The following is a 23,067-nucleotide window of genomic DNA, read 5'->3' on the forward strand; positions in this document are numbered from 1 at the left end:
CGCAGGCCGACCCCCATACCGCTGCGCGGTCAGCTCGTGCGGTGACCGGAGTGGCCCGAGTGCCCCGGGCCTGAGTCCTCGTGATCCCCACCACCGCTACTCCCCGAGTGGTGCGAGGACTTCTCCACGGTCCCCCCGAGCCGGCCGCGCAGCCGCATGACCACCTTCTCGTCGCCGACCGCGATCCACTTCTTGCCGACGAGGTACGTGCCGCCGTAATCGGTCGCCTCGTCGAACCATTCGGCCTGGCCACGGGCATTTGTAAAGGTTACTAGGACGTAGCGGCGGGCACCTTTGTCACAGGTGGCCTGCCGCAGTTCGGCGGCGTCCGTCTGGATGTCGGGCTTGCAGCGCGCCTTGGCCGCCAGCTGCTCCAGGCTGCCGCTCGCCGTGTCCGGTGGCGCGTCGTCGCCGTCGGAGCCGCACGCCGCGAGCACCATCAGCAGTCCCGCACCCATCCCCACAGCCATGCCCGACCGCATGCGCCCCCGCATGCCCTCACTCGCGCCCGCAAGCGGCTTTCGCGCTGCCTTCATCGCCCCATCAGTCCCTTCAGGCGAGGTGAACTCGCCATGTCCGTATGCACCGTTGAGCGCAGGACGTCGCACGGATACCGTGCGCCGCACCATTCGACCCAGGGGGTACACATGACCGATCCGTCCCGACGTTCCGTGCTCGGCACCGCCGGGGCCATCGGCCTCGGTGCCGCCGTCGGCGGGGTGGCGGTTCCGTCCCACGCCGCCGAGGGGCCCGTCCAGGGCCCCGCTGTCGCCCTCGATACGGATTCCGCGCGCTCAGCACTCAACAGACTCCTGCCGCATCACGCGGAACAGCTCCGTCTCAGACTCGTCCCCGCGAAGGGCGGCACGGACCGATTCCGGGTTTCGGGCACCACGGGGCGCATCGATGTGTCCGGTACGACGCCCGCCGTGCTGCTCACCGGGGTCCACTGGTACCTGAAGTACGTCTGCGGGGCCCATGTCGCCTGGAACGGCAGCCAGTTGGACCTGCCCCGCAAGCTCCCCGCACCCGCCCGCCCCCTGGAGCGGTCCACCGGGCTCGCGCACCGATTCGCCCTGAACGACACGAACGACGGCTACACCGCGCCCCACGCCGACTGGGCGTACTGGGAGCGGATGATCGACATCCTCGCCCTGCACGGCTGCAACGAGGTCCTGGTGATCGCGGGGGCGGAGGCCGTCTACCACCGGGTTCTCCAGGACTTCGGCTACAGCGACGCGGAGGCCCGCGCATGGCTGCCCGCACCCTCGCACCAGGCGTGGTGGCTGCTGCAGAACCTGTCCGGGTACGGGGGGCCGCTGTCCCCCGCCGTCATCGCGGACCGGGCCGAGCTCGGCCGCAGGATCGTGGACCGGCTGCGCTCGCTGGGCATGGCGCCGGTGCTCCCCGGCTACTACGGGCACGTCCCCGACGGGTTCGTCGCGCGCAACGGCGGGGACGCACGGGTGATTCCCCAGGGCATCTGGCACGGGTTCAAGCGGCCGGACTGGCTCGACCCGAGGACCTCGTCCTTCGCGAAGGTCGCCGCTTCCTTCTACCGGCACCAGGAGCAGCTCTTCGGGGCCGCCGACCACTTCAAGATGGACCTGCTCCACGAGGGCGGCACACCGGGCGACGTCCCGGTGCCGGACGCGGCACGCGGCGTGGAGGCGGCCCTGCGCAAGGCCCGCCCCGGCGCGACCTGGGTGATCCTCGGCTGGGAGGCCAATCCGCTGCCCGAGCTGCTCGACGCGATCGACCGGCGCCGGATGCTGATCGTGGACGGGGTCTCCGACCGGTTCACGAGCGTCACCGACCGCGAGAAGGACTGGGGCGGCACGCCGTACGCGTTCGGCACCATCCCGAACTTCGGGGGCCGTACGACGATCGGGGCCCGCGCCCACATCTGGAACGAGAAGTTCTTCGCGTGGCGGGACAAGGGCGGCAGCGCGCTCGTCGGCACGGCGTTCATGCCGGAGGCGACGGACCGGGACCCGGCCGCCTTCGAGCTCTTCTCGGAGCTGGCCTGGTCGAAGGAGAAGCTCGACCTGAAGTCCTGGTTCGACGGCTACGCGGGCTTCCGCTACGGCGGCCGCGACTCCGGCGCCCGGAGCGCGTGGCGGGCCCTGCACGACACCGCGTACCGGCACACCGCCGTCGAGCGCAGCGATCCGCACGACTCGCTGTTCGCGGCCCGCCCCGACCTGGCGGCGAACCGCGCCGCCGAGTACGCGCCGCGCGCGCTGACCTACGACCCGGGCCGCTTCGACGCGGCGTTCGCCGGGCTGCTTGGGGTCCGCGGCGGCCTGCGGGGCAGTGCCGCCTACCGGTACGACCTGGTGGACGTGGCCCGGCAGGCGCTCGCGCACCGCAGCCGGCAGCTGCTGCCGCAGCTGCGGTCCGCATATCGGCGCAAGGACGCGGACACCTTCCGGGCGCTGTCGACGCTGTGGCTGCGGCTGATGCGGCTCTCGGACGAGCTGACGGCCACCAACTCGGCGTTCCTGCTGGGCCCTTGGATCGAGTCGGCGCGGCGCATGGGCACCACCGGCGAGGAGCGGGCGGAGTTCGAGCGGACCGCCAAGGTGCTGATCACGGTGTGGGGCGACCGTGCGACGTCCGACGGCGGGAAGCTGCACGAGTACGGGAACCGTGAGTGGTCCGGGCTCATGGCCGACTTCTACGTGCCCCGCTGGCAGAAGTGGCTCGACGAGCTGGCCGACGCACTGGCCGCGGGGCGGGAGCCGCGGGCGGTGGACTGGTTCGCGGTGGAGGAGCCGTGGACCCGGGAGCGCAAGGACTATCCGCTGCGGGGCACCGGCGACCCGTACCGGACCGCTTCCCGGGTCCGGGACGTGCTGGCACGGGCGCCCTACCAGGGGTCCCTGGAGGTCGTCGCCGACCCGCCGTCGCTGCCGCCCGGCGGGAGTGCGCGCGTCGAGGCGGTCTTCCGCAACGTCAACGGACTGCGGGCCACCGGCCGTGTCGACTTCCGGCTGACCGGGATCGATGCGGAGCCTTCCGGACCGGTGTCGCTGCCCCGGGTGGCTCCCGCGGGCACGGGCAGGGTGGCGTGGCGGGTGAGCGCTCCGGACACCCCGCTGGACCGTCCGCTGCGGCCGCTTCCGTACGAGATCGCCGTGCGGTACGGCCCCGCGGGCGAGCGGCGGGTGGAGGCGGTCCACGAGGGTGTGCTGTTCGAGGCGGGTCCGGTGGGGGCGGACTGGAAGAAGTACACCAACAACGCCGCGGTCTTCGGTGAGCTGGACGGCCGGTACGCGATCAACGGCGGGGGCGCGGACCTGTGGAAGGGCACGACGGAGTTCGGCACGCTGTACCGGGAGGGGGCGCTGCGCGGCGGCGTCTCGGTGACGGTCCGGGTCGACACCCAGGCGGCGACGGGGCCCTGGGCCAGGGCGGGCCTGATCGCACGCAACGACATGGGGGTCGCGGGGTCCCGGGGCTTCGTCGACCTCGCGGTCACGCCGTCGAACGGGGTGGTCCTGTCGTACGACACGAACGGCGACGGAACCCTGGACACGTACAAGCGCATCACGGGAATCAAGGCCCCGGTGCTGCTGCGCCTGGCGCGGGCGGGCGACGCGGTGACGGGCTCGTGCTCGACGGACGGCGGGAGCACTTGGCAGGTGGTGGCGACTGTGCCGATGCCGGGGGTCACGGCGGCGCAGGACGTGGGGCTGTTCATGAGCGCGACCAACGGGGGCGACGGGACGCGCGGGACGGTGGAGTTCAGCGAGTGGGGAGTTGACTGAGGCAGGTCGCCCGGTCCGCCGGGAGGCACAAATTCCTCCCGGCGCCCGGCACCCCGTGCAAAGGTGTGGCCATGGATATCGCGTGGGAGCAGCGGGTGGCCGAGGCGTGGGCCTCGGTGGCGGAGTACGACGACCGGGGCGAGGAGTTCCGGAAGATCATCGACGCCTTGGTCGACGAGCTACCGGAGGGGAGCCCCTTGGCCCCCTTCGAGAGGGCCTGCGCCTTCGACTCCACCGGTCACTCGGACCGCGCCGTTCCCTTGTACCGGGAGGCCCTGGAGAAGGGCCTCGACGGCTACCGGCGACGCCGCACCGTCATCCAACTCAGCAGCTCCCTGCGGAACATCGGGCAGGCCGAGGAGGGCGTCAGGCTCCTGGAGGCCGAACTGGACGCGCCGAGCGACGAGTTGGATGACGCCGTGCGCGCCACCCTCGCCCTCTGCCTCGCCGACCTCGGGCGCGAACGGGAGGGCCTGGCGCTGGTACTCGGCGCCCTCGCGCCCCACCTCCCGCGCTACCAGCGGTCAATGGGCAACTATGCTCGAAAGCTCACGGAGAGGTGACCATCCGACGATTCGCTCGTTTTGCTGAACGTGTCGTCGAATGTGAAGTCCCCCTCCCCGCCCCAGGATCTCTCCGGCGTCGTCGATGTCGAGCAGGCCGAGGCCGCCCTCGTCGAGCACTACCCGCGTCTGGTGCGGCTCGCCTATCTGGTCCTGCCGCCCAGCCTCGGGCGCAACCGGCGGGTCCTGACCGCCCACGCCCTGACCCAGCGCGCCCTGCCCCGCAGGCCGGCTGACGCCGAGGTCATCCCGGAACAGCGCTCGGGGGACGGACGCAACGGCGACCCCGGGTACGCGTACGTACGGCTGCGGATCGTCGGTACGGCGCTCGACGCGGGGCTTCCGCTGCGGCGCAAGGCCTGGCCCAAGCGCTCGCAGCTGCCGCCGCTGCTGCCGCAGGTCTGGGGGCTGCGGCTCTTCCCGCGGTCGGGGGGCGCCGACGAACTCGCCCTGGACCAGCGGCTCTCGGCGCTCTCGGGCCCCGCCCGGGCCGCGTACGTGCTGCGCGGCCTCGAGCGCCTCCCCGACGGCGACGTACGCAAGGTGCTCGCCGCCGCCGGAGTCGACGAGCCGGCCCGGGCGCTCGCCGAGGCCGACGGCGTGGACGCGGCGTACGAACTGCTCAGGTCACCCGAGTTCGACCCCTGCTCGCTGCAGGCGCGGCCCACCGACCTGATGCGCCGCAGGCAGCACATGAAGGCCGCGGGTGTCGCGCTGGCCGCCGCCCTGGTCTGCGGCGCGCTGCTCGGACTTCCGGGCGACGGCTGGGGACCGGACGGGGCCGCCGCGCCCGCGTACGCGCGAAACCCCGCGGGCCAGGCCGCCCTTGACCCGGAGCAGGTGACGAAGGTCGCGGCCGGTACGTGGCAGAAGTCCGCGCGCGCGGACTTCTCCGTGTGGCCCGCCAGGGGCGCGCTCGTCGACGACGACGCCCTGCTGCGGCGCGCCCTGGCCGTCTGGGCGCGCCCCGGAGAATCGGTTCAGGTCTCCGCCACGCCCGGCACGGCCGCCGGCGCCCCGCCCGGCCCCGCCCAGCTGCTCTTCGCCGGCGAGGTCGACGCGGCCCGGGTCGTGCTCCTCTACGACGGACTGCGCATCGTGCGCTACGCCGAGCCCAAGGAAGGCACCAGCGGAGCCGCCCTCGACTTCGCCCGCGTGGACGGCGCGACGAGCGCGGAGGCCGGAGCCCTGGTGGTGAGCCGCGTCGACGGCAACGTCCGGTATCTGACCGCGCCCTGGGTGGGCGGTGTCGGCGTACGCGACCTGCTGAAGCCGCAGCGGAACGCCGATGCCCTGAAGCGGGACGGCGAGGGTGTCACGGAGCCGTTCGCCAGCCCGGCGCAGGCCCGCGCGTGCACCTCCTGGAACGCCCTGGAGCTGCGGGACGACTCCGGGGTGAATCGACTCTCCTCCGACCTCGGCGAACTCGTCCCCGCCCATCTCACCGCCGGCCGCCCGCAGGCCCCCCGCGAGGCCACGGCCGCGAACTGGTCGTCGGCCGCCTGCTCCCTCGCCGACGCGCGCTCGAACGGCGTGCGCTCCGTGAACTCCTGGCAGTACGCACGCCAGGCGCTGCCCGAGGCGAACGGCGCCGCGGCCTGGCTCTGCACCCGCGCGGACACCTGGCGCGGCGACGGAGGCCGGGCCCTCGCGCAGTTCCAGGCGGCGGGCGCGGCAGCGGTGGCGGCGAAGGCGGAGGACTCCGCGGCATGCGGGGCGCGACAGCCGTCGGTGCTCGCGGGCGTGCGGTGGAAGTCCCGGGGCGGCAACTGGTATCTGCTGGGCGCCGGCAGCAGGGACGTCGTCTCGGTCCAGGCTTCCGGCGGGACCCGGACTCCCGGCAACACCGTGGCCGCACCCGTGAAGCGGGGCGTGCGCGCCGGGCTCACCGGGCGGCTCGCGGACGGCTCGAAGGTGTCGACGCTGCGTTGACGTCTCAGGCGTCGGACGGGACCGGACCCCGCAGATCCTTCTCCAGGAGCATCACGCCGTACGTGCTCCCGTCCGCCGCCACCTTCCCCGGCAGCTCCCCCACCACCGTGTAACCCGCCGCCTCGTAGTACTCCCGCAGGCGCGGGTTGGACGACACGCAGTCCAGGCGGCAGCGGTCCCGGCCCGCCTCCGCTATCCGCCGCTCCGCGCGCTCCAGCATCGCGCGGCCCGACCCCGCAGGGGCGCCGCGCCGGGTCATCAGGCGGTGCACGTAGCCCGCGACGGGCGGCTGTTCGCCCCAGGCGGGCTCGTCCGCCCACCACACCTCGTACGCACCGGTCACCATCTCGCCGTCGTAGGCGAGCCAGACCTCGTCCGACGCGATACGCCCGCGGAAGTGCTCCGCGCCCTTCTCGCCCGGCTTCCACTGGTCGATCCCCCGGGCCCGCATCCAGTGCGCGGCGCCGTCATAGAGGGCGACGAGGGTGGGGATGTCGTTCTCGTCGGCCAGGCGGTGGGTCAACTGCTCTGCTCCTGCGGGACAAGGCCGATCAGCCGGGTGATCAGCGCGGCGAACGGTCCGTCCGGCGGCTCCTCGGCGAGGATGCGGCGCAGGATGACGGCCATCTCCTCGTCGTGGGCGGCACTCACGGCGGCGAGCGCGGCGAAGTCGTGCACCAGTTGCAGTTCGAGCTCGGCGCGCGGGATGCGGCGGCCGTCGAGCCAGATGAGTGCCGTGGACTCGGCGAGCGAGATCCAGGAGCGGATCACCAGTTCGAGCCTGGCGGGCGGGTCCGTGACGCCCAGGTGCGCGAGGATCTGGACGTACGCCGCCTGCCGCACCGAGTCGATGAGCGCGTTGGTGGTGGACGAGCCGACGGCGGGGCCGCCGCGCATCAGCGCGGAGAAGCCGGGGCCGTGGCCGTCCACGAAGTCCAGGAAGCGGCCCATCACCCGCAGCAGCCGCACGCCGAGCGGGCCTTCCATCGGCTCCACGAAGCGGCCGGCGAGATCGTCGGCCGCCCGCTGCAACGCCGCCTCGTACAGGCTGAGTTTGCCCGGGAAGTAGTGGTAGACGAGCGGACGCGAGATGCCCGCGGCCGCCGCTATCTCGTCGATGGACACGTCGTCGGGCGAGCGGTGGCTGAACAGGTCGAGCGCGACCCCGATCAGCTGCTGCCGCCGCTCCTCGACACCCATCCTGCGGCGCACCCCGGTAGTCATGCGAACACCTTACCGAGCAGATCCAGCCGTCCAAGGGGCTGGTCCTCCTCAACCGTTCACATCTCCTGTCACCTGTCTCACATGTCCAGGACGATTCGGTCGCCGCCCGCCCTCGACACGCAGATCAGCATCGAGTCGGCGCGCTCGGCGTCCGTGAGCAGTTCGTCCCGGTGGTCGATCTCCCCTTCCAGGACCCGCTGTTGGCAGGTTCCGCAGAAGCCCTGCTCGCAGGAGTACGCGGTGTTGGGCAGCTCCCCGCGCACCGCGGTCAGGACCGTGGTGTCCGCGGCCACGGTGAGGGTCCGCCGGCTCCGGCGCAGTTCCACCTCGAAGGTGCCGTTGCCCTGCGTGGAGGTGTGCGGCGTGAAACGCTCCAGGTGCAGCTCGGCGTCTTCCGGCAGCGTCGCGGCCACCGCCTCCATCAGGCCCTCGGGACCGCACACGTGCACCGCGCCGGCGGGTGCCAGGTCAGCGAGGAAAGCGGCGAGATCCGGGCGGCCGCCCTCGTCCTCCGCGACGACCGTGACCCGGCCCGGCGTGGCGCCGGCCAGTTTCTCCACGTCCTCCAGGAACGGCATCGAGGCCCGGGAGCGGCCCCCGTAGAGCAGCCGCCAGGCACGGCCCGCGGCCTCGACCTGCCGCAGCATGGGGAGGATCGGGGTGATGCCGATGCCGCCCGCCACGAAGACGTACGCCTCGGCGTCGGCAAGGGGGAAGCGGTTGCGCGGGCCGCGCACCTCGACCTCCGTGCCCTCCTGGAGCCGCTCGTGCACCTCGCGCGAACCGCCGCGGCCGCCCTGCTCCTCGTCGATGAGGCGGGTCGCGACGGTGTACGAGGAGGTGTCCTCCGGGTCCCCGCACAGCGAGTACTGGCGGACGAGTCCCGAGGGCAGGACGAGGTCCAGGTGGGCGCCCGGTTCCCAGGCGGGCAAGTGGCCGCCCTCCAGGCGCAGTTGTACGACCCCGTCGGCTACCGTCTCGCGCCGGGTGACGACCAGGCGCAGCGCACGGGAGCGCGGGCGGCCCGAGACCGGCTCCTCCAGGGCGGGCAGCGGCCAGAGCGGGGAGGCGTCGATGCGGCGGCGCATGGCCCGCTTGGCGAGCAGCGCCGCGCCCGTGACGAGCAGGACGGTGCGGATGCGGGGCATGTCAGCGGGCTCCCTTCGGCAGCGATTCCGTCGCGGCTTCGGCGGCGGTGGCCGCCGGGGACGAGGCGAGGTAGGCGACGGCCTGGGCGGTGCTGCCCTCGTGGGAGGGGTGGTAGGCGCGGCTCAGATAGCGGGGGATGGAGCGGATCATGTCCGGCGTCGTGGGCAGCGTGCCCTGCTTGCCGCCCCGGTAGAAGTCCTTGAACGAGGCCTTGCCGCCGATGAGGGTCGGGTCGTTCTCCATGAAGAAGCGCGCGCCGCGCTGCCAGAGGAAGACCAGGGCGGTGAAGGCGGTGGCCCAGGTGCGGGCGCGGCGGCGGTAGCTGCCGTCGACGTGCATGAAGAGCTCGAAGGCGACGGAGCGGTGCTCGACCTCTTCGGCGCCGTGCCAGCGCAGCAGGTCGAGCATGGTCGGGTCTGCGCCCCTGCGGTCCAACTCGTCCGCGTTCAGGACCCAGTTGCCGAGGAAGGCGGTGTAGTGCTCGATGGCGGCGATCATCGCGACGCGCTCCATCAGCCACCACTTGCGGGCCTTGCCGGGCGGCAGCGTCCGGTCGCCGAGCATCTTCTCGAAGAGCCAGTCGACCTGGGCGGTGTAGGGCGTGGGGTCGAGGCCCTGCTCCTTGAGGTGCGGCAGGACTTCGTCGTGGGCCTGCGCGTGCATGGCCTCCTGGCCGATGAAGCCGATCACGTCCTCGCGGAGCCGGTCGTCCCGGATGTACGGCAGGACCTGCTTGTACACGTGGACGAACCAGCGTTCGCCCGCGGGGAGAAGCAGATGCAGCACGTTGATCGTGTGCGTGGCGAAGGGGTCGCCCGGCACCCAGTGCAGCGGGGTGTCCTCCCAGGAGAAGGAGACCTTGCGTGCCTTGAGCGGTATGTGCTCGGACGCGAGGGGCTTCGGCTCCCGGCTCTGCGTATTAGACATGGCGTCAATGTACTGACGGGTAGGCGTGCGGGTACAGATCCTTGCGGCGGTTAATTCGACGGTTCGCCTCGGGACGGATGCGCGGCGCCGGGTCAGTTCGTCCTGCGCAGCGCGAGGAGCGCGATGTCGTCCTCGCGTTCGCGGCCGAAGCACGCGAGGAGCGTGTCGCACAGGTCGGCGACGCCCCGCGGCGCGCCCGCCGCCGCGATCCGCAACTGCTCCATCGACACCGCGAGATCCATGCCCCGCGTCTCGATGAGTCCGTCCGTGACCATCAGCAGGCGCTCGGACCGCCGCAGGACCAACTCGCTCGGCTTCGGCCGGTCGAGGCCGAGGCCGAGCAGCGGCCCCCGCACGTCGACGTACCCGGCCGTGCCGTCGTCCCGCACCACGAGCGGCGGGATGTGCCCCGCGTTGGCGATCCGGACGCGTCCGGTGGCCGGTTCGATCAGGCTCAGGCACATGGTGGCCGTCACGCCCGGGTGGTAGTGCTGCAGCATCCGGTCGAGGCGCTCGGCGAGCGCGCCGGGGTCGGGGTCCTCGACGCAGTAGGCGCGCAGCGCGTGCCGGATCTCGACCATCACGGTGGCCGCTTCGAGCGAGTGTCCGACGACGTCACCGATGCCGGTCAGGACGCCGCCTGGCGTCGGGAGCGCCGCGTAGAAGTCACCGCCGATCTCCGCCTGCCGCGAGGCGGGTTCATAGCGGACGACGACATCCGTGCCGGGCAGTTCCGGCAGCTTCGACGGCAGGAAGCTGCGCTGGAGGGTCAGCGCGACGTGGCGCTCCTCCTCGTACATGACCAGGGGTTCCGCGGCCAGCGCGGTGGCGTGGGCGAGCCGTTCGACGAGTTGCTCCGTCTCGTCGGAAAGCCCTTCCCGGTACGCGGGCGTCGCGAGGCACACCAGCGTGCGGCCGTCGCTCAGCCGGGCCATGACGAGTGCTGCCTCCTCCGGCGCCCCGTCGCCCCACCGCCCGTTGCCGCCCACCGAGCGGAAGAAGCCCGCGGGCCACAGCGGAGCCGGCACGACGGTGCGCCGCACGCCCGTACGCCCCGACATGACCCGCCGCATCAGCCGGGCCACCGCCTCGTGCGCCCCGGAATCCGGCAGCAGGGCGGCGGCCCTGCGCCGGGAGAGCCCCAGGTGGATCTCGCCGTCCCCGCCGAGCACGAACACCGTCGCGGGAGTCTCGGTCAGCCGCTCCGTGCCGGTGGCGGCCGCGTCCGCAAGCTCGCCGAGGCAGCGGGCGGACTGCACGGACAGGATCGTCCCGGCGAGCAGCGCAAGGCGCCCGGCCCGGAGTTGGGCGTCGCTGCGGGAGCGGGCCCCGCGTGCGGCGGCCCGTACGACCGCCTGGATCTCCTCGGGTTCGGCGGGCACCGTCAGGTAGGACTCGCCGCCCGCGTCGAGCCCCCGGCACCGGTCGGCCGGCGGGCGGGCCGCCGCCGAGAAGTGCACGACGGGCAGGCTCGCGATGGGCGGCAGTTGCTTGATGCGGCGGCACAGTTCGTACCCGCTCATGTCGGGCAGGCCCACGTCGACGAGCGCGACGTCCGGCAGATCCCCGGCCCGCATCCGCACGTCGAGTTCGATCAGCGCCTCGCTCGCGCTCGCGGCGAGCAGCACACGGTGGCCGTCCCTGCGCAGGACGGCGCTCAGCGCGTACCTGCTGGCGGGTGCGTCGTCGACCACCAGGACCGTGCTGACTGTGTTCACTGCCTTGCCCTTGACGCTCACGCGGGACAGCCCCTCGGCGCAAAACGGCGCAGGCCGACTCGTGCCTGCCCCATCAAGTTAGCGCGCTGCCGCACGCGCCGGGGGAAGACCGCGGCAGTACGACCCGGTCCGGTACAGGTGGGCGAACCGGCCGCGCACGCGGCTTGCCCGACAGTAGACTTTCCGGCTTCGGCCTGCGGGAAGGGCGTGTCGGCGTCCACCGCACGTCCCCGCGTCGTACGGAGGCCGGCGGCGAGGAGGCATTCTCGTGACCTTCGGCTTCCGCGCGGCGTTCAACAAAGCGCCGCCCGCCCCCGTACTCCCGAGGACTTCATGACCCAGCACGTCACCGCCGCCCTTCCCGCAGACGCCTCGGCCGACGGCTCCGCGCGCCACGAGTGGTGGCGCGACGCCGTCATCTACCAGGTGTACCCGCGCAGCTTCGCCGACGGGAACGGCGACGGCATGGGCGACCTGCCGGGCGTCACGGCCCGCCTCCCCCACCTGCAGCGGCTCGGCGTGGACGCCGTCTGGCTCTCCCCCTTCTACGCGTCACCGCAGGCCGACGCGGGGTACGACGTGGCCGACTACCGCGCGGTGGACCCCATGTTCGGCGCCCTGCCGGACGCCGACGACCTCGTACGGGAAGCGCACGCGCTCGGGCTGCGGGTGATCGTCGACCTGGTGCCCAACCACTGCTCGGACCAGCACGAATGGTTCAGGCAGGCGCTGCGCGAGGGCGGGCGCTCGCCGCTGCGCGAGCGTTTCCACTTCAGGCCCGGGAAGGGCGACGAGGGGCAATTGCCGCCCAACGACTGGGAGTCCGTGTTCGGCGGGCCCGCCTGGACGCGGGTCGCGGACGGCGAGTGGTACCTCCATCTCTTCGCGCCCGAGCAGCCCGACTTCAACTGGGACCACCCGGCGGTGCGCGACGAGTTCCGCTCCATCCTGCGCTACTGGCTCGACCTCGGCATCGACGGCTTCCGCATCGACGTGGCGCACGGCCTGGTCAAGGCCGCGGGTCTGCCCGACATCGGCCACGAGCAGCAGGTGCGGCTCCTCGGCAAGCAGTCCGTCCCCTACTTCGACCAGGACGGCGTGCACGAGATCTACCGCGACTGGCGGCGGATCCTCGACGACTACGCGGGCGAGCGGATCGCCGTGGCCGAGGCGTGGACGCCGACGGTGGAGCGCAGCGCACGGTATCTGCGCCCGGGTGAGCTGCACCAGGCGTTCAACTTCGAGTATCTGACGACCGGTTGGGACGCGGACGCGCTGCGTTCCGTCATCGACCGCTCCCTCGTCGCGATGAACGCCGTGGGGGCGCCCGCCACCTGGGTGCTGTCCAACCACGACGTCGTACGCCACTCCACCCGCCTCGCGGACGGCGACGCGGCACGGGGCCTGCGCCGGGCGAGGGCCGCCACGCTCCTGATGCTGGCCCTGCCCGGCTCGGCGTACATCTACCAGGGCGAGGAGCTCGGCCTGCCCGAGGTGACCGAACTGCCGGACGAGGTGCGCCAGGACCCGGCGTTCTTCCGCAGCACGGGGCAGGACGGGACGCGGGACGGGTGCCGGGTGCCGCTGCCCTGGTCCGGGGAGCGGGCGCCGTTCGGCTTCGGTCCTGTCGAGGGCGGCCCGAGCTGGCTGCCGCAGCCAGCGATCTGGAAGGACCTCTCGGTCGAGGCGCAGGAGGGCGATCCCGCGTCGACCCTGGAGTTCTACCGCCGCGCGCTCGCCGTGCGCCGCGAGCACCCGGCGCTCGGCGCGGGCCGCGACGTGGAGTGGCTCGAAGCCCCCGAGGGCGTCCTGTCCTTCCGCCGTACGTCCGCGCGCGGTTCGGTGGTCTGCACGGTGAACCTCACGGACGCCCCTGTCACCGTCACCGCCCCCGGCACCCTGCTACTGTCGAGCGCGGAGGCGACCCCCGGCGCCGACGCGACGATCCTGCCCGCGGATTCAACGGTCTGGTGGGCAGCCTGAGATGTGACCGGTACAGTCCAATCCTGTGACCGCGCGACTGGCCGACATCGCAGCGCAGGCGGGGGTCAGCGAGGCGACGGTCAGCCGGGTGCTCAACGGCAAGCCCGGCGTCGCCGGGGCCACCCGTCAGTCAGTGCTTGCCGCACTCGACGTCCTCGGCTACGAACGCCCGGTGCGGCTGCGCCAACGCAGCGCGGGACTCATCGGGCTGATCACGCCGGAGCTGGAGAACCCGATATTCCCCGCGCTCGCCCAGGTCATCGGGCAGGCCCTGACCCGGCAGGGCTTCACGCCGGTCCTCGCCACCCAGACGCCGGGCGGTTCCACCGAGGACGAGCTGACGGAGATGCTGGTGGACCGCGGCGTCTCCGGCATCATCTTCGTCTCGGGCCTGCACGCGGACACCTCCGCCGACATGCAGCGCTACGAGCAGCTGCGCGCGCAGGGCGTGCCGTTCGTGCTCGTGGACGGCTTCTCCCCCAAGGTGCGGGCACCCTTCATCTCCCCGGACGACCGGGCGGCGATGCGCCTGGCGGTCACCCACCTCGTATCCCTGGGTCATACACGCATCGGACTCGCCCTCGGCCCCAAGCGGTTCGTGCCCGTACAGCGGAAGATCGAGGGCTTCGTACGCACGGTGCAGGACCTGCTGGCGCTGACCCCCGAGGAGATCGGGACGGAGCTGGTCCAGCACTCTCTGTACACGCTGGAGGGCGGCCAGGCCGCGGCGTCCGCCCTGCTCGACCGCGGCTGTACGGCCGTGGTGTGCGCGAGCGACATGATGGCCCTGGGGGCGATACGGACGGCACGGCAGCGCGGATTCGAGGTCCCGGACGACATATCGGTGGTGGGATTCGACGACTCCCCGCTGATCGCGTTCACCGATCCGCCCCTGACCACGGTGCGCAAGCCCGTCCCGTCGATGGGGCAGGCGGCCGTCCGTACACTCCTGGAGGAGATCGGCGGCACTCCCGCCCCGCACAGCGAATTCGTCTTCATGCCTGAGCTGGTCGTTCGAGGTTCAACCGCCTCGGCCCCTCGGGGACGCACTCGTCCGTAGGGCGTAGAGAATGCGACCTGAACCAGACCTTGGGATGATCGGTCGGAGGGTCGGTATCTGGCAGACTCTGTGCCTATGGGTGAGATGACTGTGACGACACTGGAAGGCCAGCAGCGGCCCACCACATCACCCGTCGCGGGCGAGCAGGATGACCGCAATGGGCGGACTTTCCTGCGCCGTCTTCGCACCCCCCGGCGCCCTCGGCTCTGGTTCGAGATCCTGCTGATCGCGGTGAGTTACTGGACGTACTCCCTGATCCGCAACGCGGTGCCGGAACAGAAGTCACAGGCCCTGCGCAACGCCGACTGGATCTGGCGGGTGGAGCAGCACCTCGGGATCGCGGTGGAGCAGAGCGTCAACCACGCCGTGGACTCGGTGACATGGCTCATCGTCGGCATGAACTACTACTACGCGACGCTGCACTTCGTGGTGACGCTCGGTGTCCTCGTCTGGCTGTTCCGCAGCCATCCGGGACGCTACGCGGCCACGCGCACGGTGCTCTTCGCGACCACGGCGGTGGCCCTGCTCGGCTACTACCTGTATCCCCTCGCTCCCCCGCGCCTGATGAACGGCCAGGACTTCATCGACACGGTCCTGGTCCACCAGACCTGGGGCTCCATGGCCTCCGGCGACCTCAAGCACATGTCGAACCAGTACGCGGCGATGCCGTCGATGCACATCGGCTGGTCCCTGTGGTGCGGCCTGACGATCTTCGCCCTTGCCTCGGCACCGTGGGCGAAGATCCTCGGCCTGCTCTACCCCACGGCGACCCTGATCGTGATCGTGGCCACCGCCAACCACTTCTGGCTGGACGCGGTGGGCGGCATGATCTGCCTGGCGTTCGGCATCGCGGTGGCCTGGGCCTGGTACGGGGCGATGCCGCACAAGCTGCCGAAAGGGGTGCCGCCGCGGGAGAACCGGCCGCCGCTCCTGCCGGCCAAGGTCAGGGCCCGCTTCAAGTCCTGAGCGGGCCCCTACGCCCCGTAGAACCTCTCCTCCATCACGGCCCGTGCCCTGCGGGTGGTCCTTCGGTAGTCGTCGAGCATGTCTCCCACGTGGCCGGGGTCGTATCCCAGATACCGGCCGACCGCCGCGAGTTCCCGCCCGTCCGAGGGGAACGTGTCCCCGGCCCGGCCGCGCACCAGCATCACCGCGTTGCGCACCCGGGCGGCCAGGACCCACGCCTCGTCCAGGATCGCCGCCTCCTCGGTCGGGATCAGCTCGGCCGCGCAGGCAGCGGCGAGGGCCTGGCGGGTGCGGGTGGTGCGCAGGCCCGGTTCGACCCAGCCGTGGGACAGCTGCATGAGCTGGACGGTCCACTCCACGTCCGAGAGCCCGCCGCGGCCCAGCTTCGTGTGCAGGGTGGGGTCGGCGCCGCGCGGCATGCGCTCCGCCTCCATGCGGGCCTTCAGACGGCGGATCTCGCGTACGGCGTCGTCCCCGAGGCCCTCCGCGGGATAGCGCAGCGGGTCGACGAGCTCGATGAAGGCCCGGCCAAGATCGGCGTCGCCCGCGACCGGCTCGGCTCGCAGCAGCGCCTGTGACTCCCAGACCAGCGACCAGCGGCGGTAGTAGGCCTCGTACGAGGCGAGGGTCCGCACCAAGGGGCCGCTCTTGCCCTCGGGGCGCAGATCCGCGTCGATCAGCAACGGCGGGTCGGAGCTCGGGAGTTGGAGCAGCCTGCGCATCTCGGATACCACCTGCGAGGCCGCCTTCGCCGCCTCGTGGTCCCCCACGCCCTCGCGCGGCTCGTGGACGAACAGGACGTCCGCGTCCGAGCCGTAGCCCAGTTCGTGGCCGCCGAAGCGGCCCATGCCGATCACGGCGAACCGCACCGGCAGCGTGTCGCCCCAGCCCTCGCGGACCACCGCGCGCAAGGTCCCGGCGATCGTGGCCGCCGTGAGGTCGGAGACCCCGTCGCCCACCCGGTCGAGGAGGGCGCCGGGATCCGCAGCCACGGGGCTCTCCTCCGTGCCGTACGAGCCGATGATGTCCGCCGCCGTCGTGCGGAACAGCTCGCGGCGCCGGACGCCGCGCGCCGCCGTCACGGCTTGTTCGGCGCCGTCCGCGCGGCCCACCGCGGCCAGGACCTCCTGCTCCAGGTGGGCGTGGTCGCGCGGTTCGAGGCCGCGCTGGTCGCCGAGCAGGGCCACCGCTTCGGGGGCGCGCATCAGCAGGTCGGGGGCCAGGCGGCCGGCGGACAGGACGCGGGCCAGGTTCTCGGCCGCCGCTCCCTCGTCGCGCAGGAGCCGCAGGTACCAGGGGGTCTTGCCGAGCGCGTCCGACACCTTGCGGAAGTTCAGGAGGCCCGCGTCGGGGTCCGCCGAGTCCGCGAACCAGCCGAGGAGGACGGGGAGCAGGGTGCGCTGGATGGCCGCCTTGCGGGTGACGCCCGATGCCAGGGCCTCCAGGTGGCGCAGGGCGGCCGCGGGGTCGTGATAGCCGAGGGCGACGAGGCGTTCGCGGGCGGCTTCCGTGCTCAACCTGGTTTCCACCGGGGCGAGTTGGGCCACGGCGTCCAAGAGCGGGCGGTAGAAGAGCTTCTCGTGCAGGCGGCGCACGACTGAAGTGTGCCGTTTCCAGGCGCGGTTCAGCTCGGTGATCGGCTCCGTGCGCATGCCCAGGGAGCGGCCGATGCGCCGCAGGTCCGCGTCGTCCTCCGGGATCAGATGGGTGCGCCGCAGCTTGAAGAGCTGGATGCGGTGCTCCAGGGACCGCAGGAAGCGGTAGGCGTCGTCGAGCTGGACCGCGTCCACCCGCCCCACGTAGCCACCGGCGGCGAGCGCCTCCAGGGCCACCAGAGTCGAGCCGCTGCGGATCGAGGTGTCACCGCGGCCGTGCACCAACTGCAGCAGCTGTACGGCGAATTCGACGTCCCGCAGCCCGCCGGGCCCCAGCTTCAGCTCGCGGTCGACCTCGCCCGCCGGGATGTTCTCCACGACCCGGCGGCGCATCTTCTGCACGTCGGGCACGAAGTTGTCGCGCTCGGCCGCGTGCCAGACCAGGGGCGCGAGGGTCTCGACGTACTCCGCGCCGAGAGCCAGGTCGCCGGCCACCGGACGGGCCTTGAGCAGCGCCTGGAACTCCCAGGTCTTGGCCCAGCGCTGGTAGTAGGCGAGGTGGCTGCTGAGGGTGCGCACCAGGGGGCCGTTGCGGCCCTCCGGGCGGAGGTTGGCGTCGACCGGCCAGATGGTGCCCTCGACCGTGGTCTCCGAGCAGATCCGCATCATGTGCGAGGCGAGCCGGGTGGCGGCCTGCAGCGCCTTGGCCTCGTCGGCGGCGTCCACGCCGCCTGGGCCTTCTGCGGGCTCGCCGACGAAGATGACGTCGACGTCCGACACGTAATTCAGCTCGTGCCCACCGCACTTGCCCATCGCGATGACCGCGAGCCTGCACAGCGCGGCGTCCGCGGGTGCCGCCTGCTCGGCCATGGTGAGCGCGGCGCGCAGGGTCGCCGTCGCCAGGTCCGCCAGCTCGGCGGCCGCCTCGGGCAGGTCCGTCGTGCCGCAGACGTCACGGGCCGCTATGGCGAGCAGACAGCGGCGGTAGGAGACGCGCAGCGACACCGGGTCGGTGGCGTCGGCGAGGCCGCGCTCGAACTCCTCGACGCCGGGGTGCAGGTCGGCCAGTTCGTACGTGACCAGGGCCTGCCAGTCGCTGGGGTGGCGGGCCAGGTGGTCGGCGAGGGCCTCGGACGCGCCGAGCACGCCGAGCAGCCGGTCACGCAGCGGCTTGGCGCTGACCAGGGTGTCGAGCAGCTCCTGGCGGCTGGTGTCGTCGGGCTGGCCCTCGACCAGGCGTACGAGGCCCAGGAGCGCCAGGTCGGGGTCCGCGGCGGCGCCGAGCGCGTCCAGGAGCACCGGGTCGGTCCGCACCGCCGACAGCTCGGGGGCGCCGAGCAGCCGCTCGGCCGCGGACGGATCGGTGAAGCCATGCCGCAGCAGCCGCGTAAACGTGCTGCTTCTGCGCCCTTGCGGCACCGTCATCCCCGCGCCTCCGTTCGATCATCCTGGCTCGAGCCTACGGCCTGACCGATGAGTTCTGCCCGCGTGCGGAGTCCGTACTTGGACGGAACCATTGATGGCAGCGCCAGGGAGGCGGACCATGCCGAGCAAGGAACCCCGTACGGAACTGGATTCCCGCTACAGCAGCGCGGGGGCCGCCGCGACCCCGTGGTCCGAGGCCGTGCGGCAGCTCCGGACGGCCGAGCTCTTCTGGATCTCGACCGTGCGCCCCGACGGGCGGCCGCACGTCACCCCGCTGCCCGCGGTCTGGATGGACGGCGCGCTGCACTTCTGCACGGGCCCCGAGGAGCGCAAGGCACGGAACCTCGCGGCCAACCCCGAGACGGTCCTGACCACGGGCGTCAACCTCTGGGACAAGGGCCACGACCTGGTCGTCGAGGGCTCCGCGGTCCGGATCACCGACGAGGAGAGGCTGCGGCGCCTCGCGGCGGCCTGGGAGGAGAAGTACGGCAGCTTCTGGCACTACGAGGTGCGGGACGGCTGCTTCCACCACGGGCCGGGCCACGCGTACGTCTTCGAGGTGGCCCCCCGTACCGCTTTCGGCTTCGGCAAGGGCGAACCGTTCAGCCAGACGCGCTGGAGCTTCACATGACCCACGAAGGGGCCATCTGATGGACTGGACACTCGAAGTGGTGCTCGTCCCTGTCACCGACATGGACCGCGCCAAGGACTTCTACGAGCACAAGTGCGGCTTCAAGGCCGACCTGGACAGCGCGGTCGCCCCGGGCGTGCGCGTCATTCAGTTCACCCCGCCCGGCTCGCGCTGCTCGTTCGCCATGATGACCGGCATGCCGCCCGCTCCCGGGGCGTCGGAGATGACGCCGGGCTCGCTGCACGGCCTGCAGCTGTGCGTCACGGACATCGTGGCCGCGCGGGCAGAGCTCGCGGAGCGCGGCGTGGACGTCTCGCCCGTCCTGCACCTGGGCCCCGAAGGCTGGGCGGAGGGGACGGGAGGCACCTGGAACGGCTTCTGCTTCTTCCGGGATCCGGACGGCAACGGCTGGTCGGTGCAGGAGGCCCCAACTCCGCTTTCCGAGCGGTGACACGGGGTGTGGCGGAGCGCTGACAGGGGCCCCGGGCCCTGATGTACTCGGCCCATGGAATACACACTCGAGGTGATCCCGCTCCCCGTCAGTGACGTCGACCGGGCCATGGAGTTCTACCGCGACAAGCTCGGATTCCACGTGGACATCGACCAGGAGGTCATGCCGGGCATGCGCATCGTCCAGCTGACTCCGCCGGGCTCCGGCTGTTCCATCGCCCTGGCGGACACCCTCTGGGACACGATGGACGGCCCGACCCCGGCCCCGGGTTCCTACCAGGGCCTCCAGCTGTGCGTCGCCGACGCGAAGGCGGCGCACGCCGAGCTGACGGCGCGCGGCCTGGACGTCTCGGAGCCGGTCGCGCACGCGCCGCAGGACGGCGGCACGTTCATGTACTTCAAGGACCCGGACGGCAACGGCTGGGCGATCCAGGAGTACCGGGTCCGGGCGGACACGCCCTTGCGGGCTGCGATTGTCAGCGCCCCGTAGGCGGCGCGCTGAGCGCGTGAGAAGCCGCAGACGCATCTGCCCGATGATCCGGCAGATGCGTCTGCGGCTTCTTTGACGGTTGCTCGCGCAGTTCCCCGCACCCCTTACCGGGCTCTACAGCACCGGCAGGTTCTTCCGCAGCTCGAAGGCCGTGACCTCGCTGCGGTACTCCTCCCACTCCTGCTTCTTGTTGCGCAGGAAGAAGTCGTACACGTGCTCGCCCAGCGTCTCCGCGACCAGTTCCGAGCGTTCCATCAGGGCGATCGCCTCGCCCAGGTTCTGCGGGAGCGGCTCGATGCCCATCGCGCGGCGTTCCGCGTCGCTCAGGGCCCACACGTCGTCGTCGGCGCCCGGCGGGAGTTCGTAGCCCTCCTCGATGCCCTTGAGGCCCGCGGCGAGCAGCACCGCGTACGTCAGGTACGGGTTCGCGCCCGAGTCGATCGAGCGGACCTCCACCCGGGCCGAGCCGGTCTTGCCGGGCTTGTACATCGGGACGCGGATGAGGGCGCTGCGGTTGTTGTGGCCCCAGCAGATGTACGAGGGGGCCTCGCCGCCCGCGCCCGCCGTGCGCTCCGATCCGCCCCAGATGCGCTTGTAGGAGTTCACCCACTGGTTGGTCACCGCGGAGATCTCCGCGGCGTGCTTCAGGAGGCCCGCGATGAAGGAGCGGCCGACCTTGGAGAGCTGGTACTCGGAGCCGGACTCGTAGAACGCGTTGCGGTCGCCCTCGAAGAGGGAGAGGTGCGTGTGCATGCCCGAGCCCGGGTGCTCGGAGAAGGGCTTGGGCATGAAGGTCGCGTTGACCCCCTGCTCCAGCGCGACCTGCTTCATGACCAGGCGGAACGTCATGATGTTGTCGGCCGTGGAGAGCGCGTCCGCGTACCGCAGGTCGATCTCCTGCTGGCCGGGGGCGCCCTCGTGGTGGCTGAACTCGACCGAGATGCCCATCGATTCGAGCATCGTGATCGCCTGGCGGCGGAAGTCCATCCCGACGTTCTGCGGGGTGTGGTCGAAGTAGCCGGAGTTGTCGGCGGGGGTGGGCCGTGAGCCGTCCAGCGGCTTGTCCTTCAGGAGGAAGAACTCGATCTCGGGGTGGGTGTAGAAGGTGAACCCGAGGTCGGAGGTCTTCGCCAGGGCCCGCTTGAGGACGTACCGCGGGTCCGCGAAGGACGGGGAGCCGTCCGGCATGAGGATGTCGCAGAACATGCGGGCGGTGCCGGGGGCCTCCGCGCGCCAGGGCAGGACCTGGAACGTCGACGGGTCCGGCTTGGCGATCATGTCCGACTCGTACACCCGGGCGAATCCTTCGATCGCCGAGCCGTCGAAGCCGATGCCTTCGTCGAAGGCCTGCTCCAGCTCGGCGGGAGCCACCGCGACCGATTTCAGGAAGCCGAGGACATCCGTGAACCACAGGCGTACGAACCGGATGTCGCGCTCCTCCAGTGTCCGGAGCACGAATTCCTGCTGCTTGTCCATCTTCCGCTTCCACCCATCCTTGCTGGTCAGGCCACCTGCGTCCGCGCTGTGCTCGCGCTGTTGTCGCGCTGTGCTCTCGTCCGGGGACACCGCGGGGCACATGAGCATCCCACCACACCGTTTCGAGCGCGTTGCGGGCCATGTGCCGCCCTGTGCCCATAGTGCCTGCTGTTCGGCGCGCCCGTAACAGCGGGCGGCTCGGACTGCCCCTACAGCGCGCCGGGATCGCCCATTACGATCAGCGAACCGCTCCACCATGTTCCGCAACGCGCGTCCCGCCCTTTCCGTCGTATCGCCGTATCGCCGAAGGACACATCATGGGTTCCGCCAAGAACACGAGCAGCTCGTCCCGCAAGACCCGGATAGAGGAGATGCGCCGGGCTGAGCGCGCACGCGACCGCCGTGGCCGCGTCATCACGATCACCCTGAGCGCGGTGGTGGTCGCCGCGCTGGCCGTGGGCGGTGTCCTCCTCTTCCAGAAGGCCGATGATTCCGACTCGGTCGCCGACGCGAAGGCCGCGCCGACCTTCAAGACGGCCGCGGACGGCGAGAAGGTCTGGGACGCGAAGAAGCTGGGCCGTACGCATGTCACCGAGGACGTCAGTTACGCGATGACCCCGCCGGTGGGCGGCGACCACGACCAGGTGTGGATGAACTGCAACGGCGACGTCTACAAGGACGAGCTCCCCGAGCGCCATGCCGTGCACTCCCTGGAGCACGGCGCGGTCTGGGTGACGTACAACGACAAGGCGAAGGCCGCGGACCTGAAGAAGCTCGAGGCGAAGGTCAAGCAGACGCCGTACACGCTGATGAGTCCGGTCAAGGACCAGAAGGACCCGATCATGCTGACGGCCTGGGGCCACCAGCGCACGGTGACCGGCGCGTCCGACCCGAAGGTCGCCTCCTTCCTCTCCAAGTACGTCCAGGGCAAGCAGACCCCTGAGCCGGGGGCCGCGTGCACGGGTGGCAAGGCCCAGTGAGGCGGCGCACCTGCTGGGTGGTGGGGGCGGTCGCCGCGGTGGCCGTGGCCGGCGGCGGGATCACCGTCGCCGTCGCGTCGTCGGACGGCTCGTCCGCCGTGACCTCCCCCACCACGGAGTCGGCCGACGCGGGCTTCGCCCGGGACATGGCCACGCATCACCAGCAGGCGGTGGAGATGTCGTACATCGTGCGCGACCGCACGAAGGACGGGGAGATCCGCCGTCTCGCGTACGACATCGCCCAGACCCAGGCGAACCAGCGGGGCATGCTGCTCGGCTGGCTCGACCTGTGGGAACTGCCGAAGGTGCCCGAGAAGGCTCCGATGGAGTGGATGGGGATGGGGGACCTGCCGCCGGGCGAGGACGGCGCCCTGATGCCCGGGATGGCGACGAACACGGAGCTGAAGAAGCTCGGCAAGCTGAACGGACGGGCCGCCGAGGTCCGCTACCTGCAATTGATGATCAAGCACCACAAGGGCGGGGTCCACATGGCCGACGGGTGTGTGGACCGGTGCGAGGTGGGGGCGGAGGTGCGGCTCGCGCGGGGAATGGTGGAGTCGCAGGAGTCGGAGATCGAGCTGATGACGGACCTGCTGAAGGCGCGGGGCGCGAAGCCGTGACGGCTGCGCCTTGGCCTGGCGCGGCGTTCGTCACCGGCTTCGCCGAGTTCGTCCTCGCACGCCGGACGGGCTGAATTCCCCTGCCCGACCGGCCCGGTTGACCAC

The 23,067-nt window shown here is 71.7% G+C and carries 19 protein-coding genes; 11 read left to right on the forward strand and 8 right to left on the reverse strand.

The features are described from left to right. Nucleotides 1–29: 29 nt before the first annotated feature. Nucleotides 30–482 (reverse strand): hypothetical protein, encoded by a 453-nt coding sequence (locus ACWD02_RS00655; RefSeq protein WP_451204307.1) that lies wholly within the window; start codon nt 480–482, stop codon nt 30–32. A 165-nt stretch (nt 483–647) separates the two neighbouring features. Here ACWD02_RS00655 and ACWD02_RS00660 point away from each other — a divergent pair, with 165 nt between their 5' ends. The 3 genes from ACWD02_RS00660 (at nt 648) to ACWD02_RS00670 (ending at nt 6,268) form a co-directional block, all read left to right on the forward strand. After that, a complete protein-coding gene (locus ACWD02_RS00660) occupies nt 648–3,773 on the forward strand; it encodes an alpha-N-acetylglucosaminidase (protein ID WP_451202947.1) in 3,126 nt (1,041 codons plus the stop codon). 71 nt (nt 3,774–3,844) lie between these two features. Continuing rightward, nucleotides 3,845–4,336, forward strand: a complete 492-nt coding sequence (locus tag ACWD02_RS00665; protein ID WP_451202949.1) for a tetratricopeptide repeat protein — start codon at nt 3,845–3,847, stop codon at nt 4,334–4,336. Between the two features lie 42 nt (nt 4,337–4,378). Next, a complete protein-coding gene (locus ACWD02_RS00670) occupies nt 4,379–6,268 on the forward strand; it encodes a hypothetical protein (RefSeq protein WP_451202951.1) in 1,890 nt (629 codons plus the stop codon). Nucleotides 6,269–6,272: 4 nt separating this feature from the next. Here the strand turns inward: ACWD02_RS00670 and ACWD02_RS00675 are convergent, their stop codons facing one another. From ACWD02_RS00675 to ACWD02_RS00695, 5 genes are all read right to left on the reverse strand, one after another. Next, nucleotides 6,273–6,791, reverse strand: coding sequence for an N-acetyltransferase family protein (locus ACWD02_RS00675; RefSeq protein WP_451202954.1), 519 nt, complete (start codon nt 6,789–6,791; stop codon nt 6,273–6,275). Beyond that, nucleotides 6,788–7,492, reverse strand: a complete 705-nt coding sequence (locus ACWD02_RS00680) for a TetR/AcrR family transcriptional regulator (protein WP_451202957.1) — start codon at nt 7,490–7,492, stop codon at nt 6,788–6,790. The genes ACWD02_RS00675 and ACWD02_RS00680 overlap by 4 nt, the downstream gene beginning before the upstream one ends. Nucleotides 7,493–7,569: 77 nt before the next feature. After that, nucleotides 7,570–8,640 (reverse strand): PDR/VanB family oxidoreductase, encoded by a 1,071-nt coding sequence (locus ACWD02_RS00685; RefSeq protein ID WP_451202960.1) that lies wholly within the window; start codon nt 8,638–8,640, stop codon nt 7,570–7,572. Nucleotide 8,641: 1 nt separating this feature from the next. Further along, complete coding sequence (locus ACWD02_RS00690; protein ID WP_451202963.1) at nt 8,642–9,568, reverse strand: metal-dependent hydrolase; 927 nt, start codon at nt 9,566–9,568, stop codon at nt 8,642–8,644. 92 nt (nt 9,569–9,660) lie between these two features. Further along, the gene (locus ACWD02_RS00695) at nt 9,661–11,286 is read right to left on the reverse strand and encodes a SpoIIE family protein phosphatase (protein ID WP_451202966.1); all 1,626 of its coding nucleotides are present in this window, start codon (nt 11,284–11,286) and stop codon (nt 9,661–9,663) included. Nucleotides 11,287–11,619: 333 nt separating this feature from the next. Between ACWD02_RS00695 and ACWD02_RS00700 the strand changes: the two genes are divergently transcribed. From ACWD02_RS00700 to ACWD02_RS00710, 3 genes are all read left to right on the forward strand, one after another. Then, nucleotides 11,620–13,269, forward strand: a complete 1,650-nt coding sequence (locus tag ACWD02_RS00700) for a glycoside hydrolase family 13 protein (RefSeq protein WP_451202969.1) — start codon at nt 11,620–11,622, stop codon at nt 13,267–13,269. Nucleotides 13,270–13,294: 25 nt separating this feature from the next. Then, nucleotides 13,295–14,329, forward strand: coding sequence for a LacI family DNA-binding transcriptional regulator (locus tag ACWD02_RS00705; RefSeq protein WP_451202971.1), 1,035 nt, complete (start codon nt 13,295–13,297; stop codon nt 14,327–14,329). Between the two features lie 75 nt (nt 14,330–14,404). Then, a complete protein-coding gene (locus ACWD02_RS00710; RefSeq protein WP_451202973.1) occupies nt 14,405–15,295 on the forward strand; it encodes a phosphatase PAP2 family protein in 891 nt (296 codons plus the stop codon). A gap of 8 nt (nt 15,296–15,303) precedes the next feature. On the opposite strand, the gene ACWD02_RS00715 is transcribed toward ACWD02_RS00710, so the two are convergent. Next, the gene (locus ACWD02_RS00715) at nt 15,304–18,315 is read right to left on the reverse strand and encodes a bifunctional [glutamine synthetase] adenylyltransferase/[glutamine synthetase]-adenylyl-L-tyrosine phosphorylase (RefSeq protein ID WP_451202975.1); all 3,012 of its coding nucleotides are present in this window, start codon (nt 18,313–18,315) and stop codon (nt 15,304–15,306) included. A gap of 118 nt (nt 18,316–18,433) precedes the next feature. Between ACWD02_RS00715 and ACWD02_RS00720 the strand changes: the two genes are divergently transcribed. The 3 genes from ACWD02_RS00720 to ACWD02_RS00730 are packed head-to-tail and all read left to right on the forward strand — an operon-like array spanning nt 18,434 to nt 19,886. Then, the gene (locus ACWD02_RS00720) at nt 18,434–18,946 is read left to right on the forward strand and encodes a pyridoxamine 5'-phosphate oxidase family protein (RefSeq protein WP_451202978.1); all 513 of its coding nucleotides are present in this window, start codon (nt 18,434–18,436) and stop codon (nt 18,944–18,946) included. Between the two features lie 19 nt (nt 18,947–18,965). Further along, on the forward strand, nt 18,966–19,397 hold the full coding sequence (locus tag ACWD02_RS00725) for a VOC family protein (protein ID WP_451202980.1): 432 nt from the start codon (nt 18,966–18,968) through the stop codon (nt 19,395–19,397). 54 nt (nt 19,398–19,451) lie between these two features. After that, nucleotides 19,452–19,886 carry a VOC family protein gene (locus tag ACWD02_RS00730; RefSeq protein WP_451202982.1) on the forward strand — a complete coding sequence of 145 codons (435 nt, stop codon included), beginning with the start codon at nt 19,452–19,454 and terminating at the stop codon, nt 19,884–19,886. Nucleotides 19,887–20,000: 114 nt separating this feature from the next. On the opposite strand, the gene ACWD02_RS00735 is transcribed toward ACWD02_RS00730, so the two are convergent. After that, nucleotides 20,001–21,362 carry a glutamine synthetase family protein gene (locus ACWD02_RS00735; protein ID WP_160504710.1) on the reverse strand — a complete coding sequence of 454 codons (1,362 nt, stop codon included), beginning with the start codon at nt 21,360–21,362 and terminating at the stop codon, nt 20,001–20,003. 317 nt (nt 21,363–21,679) lie between these two features. Between ACWD02_RS00735 and ACWD02_RS00740 the strand changes: the two genes are divergently transcribed. Next, nucleotides 21,680–22,342, forward strand: coding sequence for a DUF3105 domain-containing protein (locus ACWD02_RS00740; RefSeq protein ID WP_451202986.1), 663 nt, complete (start codon nt 21,680–21,682; stop codon nt 22,340–22,342). Next, nucleotides 22,339–22,962, forward strand: coding sequence for a DUF305 domain-containing protein (locus ACWD02_RS00745; protein ID WP_451202989.1), 624 nt, complete (start codon nt 22,339–22,341; stop codon nt 22,960–22,962). Before ACWD02_RS00740 ends, ACWD02_RS00745 begins: the two co-directional genes overlap by 4 nt. The last annotated feature ends 105 nt before the right edge of the window (nt 22,963–23,067 follow it).

Source organism: Streptomyces sp. NPDC002853 (assembly GCF_053591915.1).

What these genes read in the sequence shown, in the direction of transcription:
- ACWD02_RS00655 (WP_451204307.1), bottom strand. Translation starts at nt 482, where the DNA reads ATGCGGTCGGGCATGGCTGTGGGGATGGGTGCGGGACTGCTGATGGTG.
- ACWD02_RS00660 (WP_451202947.1), top strand. Translation starts at nt 648, where the DNA reads ATGACCGATCCGTCCCGACGTTCCGTGCTCGGCACCGCCGGGGCCATC.
- ACWD02_RS00665 (WP_451202949.1), top strand. Translation starts at nt 3,845, where the DNA reads ATGGATATCGCGTGGGAGCAGCGGGTGGCCGAGGCGTGGGCCTCGGTG.
- ACWD02_RS00680 (WP_451202957.1), bottom strand. Translation starts at nt 7,492, where the DNA reads ATGACTACCGGGGTGCGCCGCAGGATGGGTGTCGAGGAGCGGCGGCAG.
- ACWD02_RS00685 (WP_451202960.1), bottom strand. Translation starts at nt 8,640, where the DNA reads ATGCCCCGCATCCGCACCGTCCTGCTCGTCACGGGCGCGGCGCTGCTC.
- ACWD02_RS00690 (WP_451202963.1), bottom strand. Translation starts at nt 9,568, where the DNA reads ATGTCTAATACGCAGAGCCGGGAGCCGAAGCCCCTCGCGTCCGAGCAC.
- ACWD02_RS00700 (WP_451202969.1), top strand. Translation starts at nt 11,620, where the DNA reads ATGACCCAGCACGTCACCGCCGCCCTTCCCGCAGACGCCTCGGCCGAC.
- ACWD02_RS00710 (WP_451202973.1), top strand. Translation starts at nt 14,405, where the DNA reads ATGGGTGAGATGACTGTGACGACACTGGAAGGCCAGCAGCGGCCCACC.
- ACWD02_RS00715 (WP_451202975.1), bottom strand. Translation starts at nt 18,315, where the DNA reads ATGACGGTGCCGCAAGGGCGCAGAAGCAGCACGTTTACGCGGCTGCTG.
- ACWD02_RS00720 (WP_451202978.1), top strand. Translation starts at nt 18,434, where the DNA reads ATGCCGAGCAAGGAACCCCGTACGGAACTGGATTCCCGCTACAGCAGC.
- ACWD02_RS00725 (WP_451202980.1), top strand. Translation starts at nt 18,966, where the DNA reads ATGGACTGGACACTCGAAGTGGTGCTCGTCCCTGTCACCGACATGGAC.
- ACWD02_RS00730 (WP_451202982.1), top strand. Translation starts at nt 19,452, where the DNA reads ATGGAATACACACTCGAGGTGATCCCGCTCCCCGTCAGTGACGTCGAC.
- ACWD02_RS00735 (WP_160504710.1), bottom strand. Translation starts at nt 21,362, where the DNA reads ATGGACAAGCAGCAGGAATTCGTGCTCCGGACACTGGAGGAGCGCGAC.
- ACWD02_RS00740 (WP_451202986.1), top strand. Translation starts at nt 21,680, where the DNA reads ATGGGTTCCGCCAAGAACACGAGCAGCTCGTCCCGCAAGACCCGGATA.